The following is a 4,405-nucleotide window of genomic DNA, read 5'->3' as shown; positions in this document are numbered from 1 at the left end:
CGACGTCCCGGACGGCGTCGGTGTTCATGCCGTCGTGCAGCAACAGCAAATCCAAGTCCGAGTACGGCACCAGCTCGCGACGGCCCAGCGAACCGGTCGCGACGATAGCGAAGCCGCTGCCGGGCATGATGCCGATCTCGGAAGCCTTTGTGGTCAGCCAGAATTCGTGCAGTTCGCCCCATGCCTCACGCAGGGCGGCCGAGTCGAGTTCATTCGGTCCACGGGCGAGCAGCTTTTCCCGGGCGGCCGCCAAATCGCTGGCCGCGCCGGGAGTTTTGCCCGCCGCGGCCGCCGATGACGAATCGGGTGATTCTTGCTCGCCCTGTCTCATTCCCGTCCGAATCGGCTCGGCCACCCCCCAAGAGTATTCATGACGCGAGTATCAGATCGCGTCGGCTCCCCGTTCGCCGGTGCGTACCCGCACCACGGTTTCCACCGGGCTGACCCAGACCTTGCCGTCACCGATCTTGCCGGTGCGTGCGGACCGCACGATGCTATCCAGGGCCTTGTCGGTGTCGAAGTCCTCGACCAGCACCTCGACGCGGACCTTCGGCACGAAGTCGACTGAGTACTCAGCACCCCGGTAGACCTCGGTGTGCCCCTTCTGGCGTCCGTACCCCTGAACCTCGCTGACCGTCATACCCAGGATGCCCACCTGCTCGAGGCTGGCTTTGATGTCCTCGAGCGTGAACGGCTTAACAATCGCGGTAATCAGCTTCATCTCTATTCCGCCTCTACTTTGTCGCCCACTGGATCTTTGTGGTCAAACGAGCTTTCCGGAAGGCTCGCATGAGGAAGGACAGAGCCGGTCGGTGTTGCGAAATCGTAACCGCTCTCCGCGTGCTGAGATTCGTCGATACCGGCCGCTTCTGCCTCGGGAGTCAGACGTAGCCCGATCGTGTACTTGAGTATCAGCGCAATGATAAGGGTGCCGACGGCGGAGTAGAGGAGAACGCTGAACGCGCCGACTGCCTGTCGCCACAACTGATCCCAACCGCCGCCGTAGAACAATCCCTTGACGGCTGCGGGGGCTTCAGGCGCGGCAACGAGGCCGACCAGCAGCGTCCCCGCCAGTCCGCCGATCAGGTGCACACCGACCACGTCGAGCGAGTCGTCAAAGCCGAGTTTGAATTTCAGCCCGACCGCCAACGCACACAGCACCCCAGCCACCGCGCCGATTACCAGGGCGCCCAGCACATTCACCGATGAGCAGGAGGGTGTGATCGCAACCAGGCCGGCCACGATGCCCGAGGCCGCGCCGAGCGTCGTGGCGTGGCCGTCGCGAATCCGTTCGGTGAGCAGCCAGAAGAGCATGGCCGTGGCCGTGGCGATCGTGGTGGTGATGAATGTCGACGCGGCGACGCCGTTGGAGCTGGTGGCCGAACCCGCGTTGAATCCGTACCAGCCGAACCACAGCAGGCCGGCGCCGAGCATCACGAACGGCACGTTGTGCGGGCGGAACAGCGTGGTGGGCCAGCCCTTGCGTCTGCCGAGGACGATGGCGAGGACCAGGCCGGCCGTACCGGAGTTGATATGGACCGCAGTACCGCCGGCGAAGTCGATCGCTTTCAGCTTGTTGGCGATCCAGCCGCCGTGCTCGGCCGTGACGCCGTCGAACGCGAAGACCCAGTGCGCGACCGGGAAGTAGACGATCGTGGCCCACAGTCCGGCGAACACCAGCCAGGAGCTGAACTTCAGCCGGTCCGAAACCGCGCCCGAGATCAACGCCACGGTGATGATCGCGAACATCAGCTGGAACGCGACGAATACGTTCATCGGCAGGGTGCCGGCCAGCGGAATGTCCGTAGCCGCTTTGCCTGCGGCCGCGGCGGCGGAATTGCCTCCGATGAGGCCTTTGAGGCCGAAGTATTCAAGCGGGTCGCCGAAGAGGCTGTGCGTGTCGTTACCGAATGCCACCGAGTAGCCGTAGAGCACCCAGAGCACCGTGACCACGCCCATTGCGCTGATGCTCATCATGAGCATGTTGAGCACGCTTCTGACGCGGACCATCCCGCCGTAGAAAAACGCCAATCCTGGTGTCATCAACAGCACTAGCGCAGAACTTGCCAGCATCCAAGCGGTATCACCGGTATCGGGCTGGCCCAGTGTCGGGAAACTCACTCGCTATCACCTCCGGTCGGCCATCGACAGCCACCAGACAAATGCCTGCGGCCTGCAGGAGAACCTTGCGCACTAGTTGTTACAAAACGCGGCGCTGACAGGTTTCGCCGGTGTTACAGAACGCTGGAAGCTGAAATCAGCCAAGAAGCGCGTCGACGAAAGCGGCGGGCTCAAACGGCGCGAGGTCATCCGGCCCCTCCCCTAGGCCGACCAGCTTGACCGGCACGCCGAGCTCTTGCTGGACCCGGAAAACGATGCCGCCCTTGGCCGTACCGTCCAATTTGGTCAGCACCGCTCCGGTGATATCGACCACATCGGCGAACACCCGGGCCTGTGCCAGCCCGTTCTGCCCGACGGTGGCATCGAGCACCAGCAGCACTTCGTCGACCGCGGCCCGCCGCGTCACCACGCGTTTGACCTTGCCGAGCTCGTCCATCAAACCGGTCTTGGTGTGCAGCCGGCCCGCGGTGTCGATCACGACGACGTCAGCGCCCGCCTCGATGCCCTTGTCAACGGCGTCGAACGCCACCGAAGCGGGATCAGCGCCCTCGGGCCCACGGATCACCTCGGCACCCACCCGGGCGCCCCAGGCCTGCAATTGGTCGGCGGCGGCGGCGCGAAAGGTGTCGGCGGCGCCCAGTACGACCCGCCGGCCGTCGGCGACCAGGACCCGCGCCAGTTTGCCGACCGTGGTGGTTTTCCCGGTCCCGTTGACACCGACGACCAGCAGCACCGATGGGTGGTCATCGTGCGGCAGAGCCCGCACCGAGCGGTCCAGACCGGGCTGCAGCTCGGTGATCAGCACGTCCCGCAGCACCGCACGCGCATCGGCCTCGGTCTGTACGTCCTTGCTGGCGAGCCGGCTGCGCAACTGGGCCACTATCGAGCTGGTCACCGTCGGACCCAGGTCGGCAATCAGCAGGGTGTCCTCGATTTGCTCCCAGGAATCCTCGTCGAGGTCGCCGCCACCGATCAGCCCTAAGAGGCTGCGGCCCAGCGCATTCTGCGATCTGGCGAGCCGACCACGCAGGCGTTCCAAGCGCCCTTCGGGTGGTGCGATCTCCTCGGTTGCGGGCACCGTTGCCTCGGGCGCCGCCTCGATCGGCGGCGTCGGCTCGACCGGCGGTGCCACCGAATCGGGTTCGGGCAGTTGAACATCGGAGACCGAACGCTTCGGCGCGTCGCGCGGAATTGTCGCGTCGTCACCGACAGCGGGCAGCCCGGTGGTGTCGATGCGCTCGGGAGTTTCGGTGCGGCTGAAAGTGATTCCCGATGACGCGGTGTATCCGCCGGAACGATCCAGGGTCGGGGCCTGCTCGCCGGCTGACAGGCTGATCTGCCGACGGCGATAACGTAGCAGCCCCACTACCAGGACGGCGATGACGATCAGCGCGGCAGCGACCGCGATCGCGATCCACAGACCTTGCGGCAACGTGTTCCTCGCTTAGGTTGTCGTGACCAGCTGGTTTACCTGCTGGCCGCGCATGCGTTGAGAGATCACCGCGGTGATGCCATCGTCGCGCATTGTCACGCCGTAAAGCGAGTCGGCGACTTCCATGGTCGGCTTCTGGTGAGTGATCACGATCAACTGCGATTTCGCCCGCAGCAGCTCGAACAGGCCGATCAGCCGCCGCAGGTTGGTGTCGTCGAGCGCGGCCTCGACCTCGTCCATGATGTAGAACGGCGACGGCCGGGCCCGGAAGATGGCGACCAGCATCGCCACCGCGGTCAGCGACTTCTCCCCGCCGGACAGCAGCGACAGCCGCTTGACCTTCTTGCCGGGTGGACGGGCCTCGACCTCGATCCCGGTGGTCAGCATGTCATCGGGGTTTGTCAGCAGCAGACGGCCCTCGCCGCCGGGGAACAGCGCGGCGAAAACCCCTCGGAATTCCCGCTCCACATCCGCGTAGGCCTCGGCGAACACCTGCAAGATGCGGGCGTCGACATCAGCCACGACGTCCAGCAGATCTTTGCGTGCGCCCTTGACGTCCTCGAGTTGCGTGGACAGGAAGTTGTACCGCTCTTCCAGCGCAGCGAACTCCTCCAGCGCCAGCGGGTTGACCCGGCCCAACTCGGCCAGCTCTCGTTCGGCGCGTTTGGCGCGACGTTCCTGGGTGGGCCGGTCGAACGGCAGCGGGGCCGGCGCCGTGACCTGCTCGCCGCGCTCGCGGGCCTGCTCGTATTCGGCCATCTCCAGCTCGGTCGGGGGCAGTGAAACCTGCGGCCCGTATTCGGCGACCAGCACGTCCGGTGACATGCCGAATTGCTCGAGCACCATCTGCTC

4 protein-coding genes and 1 pseudogene are annotated in these 4,405 nt (G+C 65.4%); all 5 read right to left on the bottom strand.

The features are described 5' to 3' along the window. Positions 1-331 (bottom strand): annotated as a pseudogene (locus VN856_RS08740) ([protein-PII] uridylyltransferase); the annotation flags it as partial. A gap of 51 nt (positions 332-382) precedes the next feature. Beyond that, the gene (locus tag VN856_RS08735; protein ID WP_325688055.1) at positions 383-721 is read right to left on the bottom strand and encodes a P-II family nitrogen regulator; all 339 of its coding nucleotides are present in this window, start codon (positions 719-721) and stop codon (positions 383-385) included. 2 nt (positions 722-723) lie between these two features. Beyond that, positions 724-2,073 (bottom strand): ammonium transporter, encoded by a 1,350-nt coding sequence (locus VN856_RS08730; RefSeq protein ID WP_325688057.1) that lies wholly within the window; start codon positions 2,071-2,073, stop codon positions 724-726. 184 nt (positions 2,074-2,257) lie between these two features. After that, positions 2,258-3,553 (bottom strand): signal recognition particle-docking protein FtsY, encoded by a 1,296-nt coding sequence (gene ftsY / locus VN856_RS08725; protein ID WP_325688053.1) that lies wholly within the window; start codon positions 3,551-3,553, stop codon positions 2,258-2,260. A 12-nt stretch (positions 3,554-3,565) separates the two neighbouring features. Next, positions 3,566-4,405: AAA family ATPase (locus tag VN856_RS08720; RefSeq protein WP_325688051.1), on the bottom strand; the 840-nt coding region annotated here is incomplete at its 5' end.

The organism is Mycobacterium sp. (assembly GCF_035603715.1).
In the GTDB taxonomy this organism is placed as follows: domain Bacteria; phylum Actinomycetota; class Actinomycetes; order Mycobacteriales; family Mycobacteriaceae; genus Mycobacterium.
Note: the sequence above shows the minus strand (reverse complement) of the source record. Positions and strands in the feature narration are given on the sequence as shown.

What these genes read in the sequence shown, in the direction of transcription:
- VN856_RS08735 (WP_325688055.1), bottom strand. Translation starts at nt 721, where the DNA reads ATGAAGCTGATTACCGCGATTGTTAAGCCGTTCACGCTCGAGGACATC.
- VN856_RS08730 (WP_325688057.1), bottom strand. Translation starts at nt 2,073, where the DNA reads ATGCTGGCAAGTTCTGCGCTAGTGCTGTTGATGACACCAGGATTGGCG.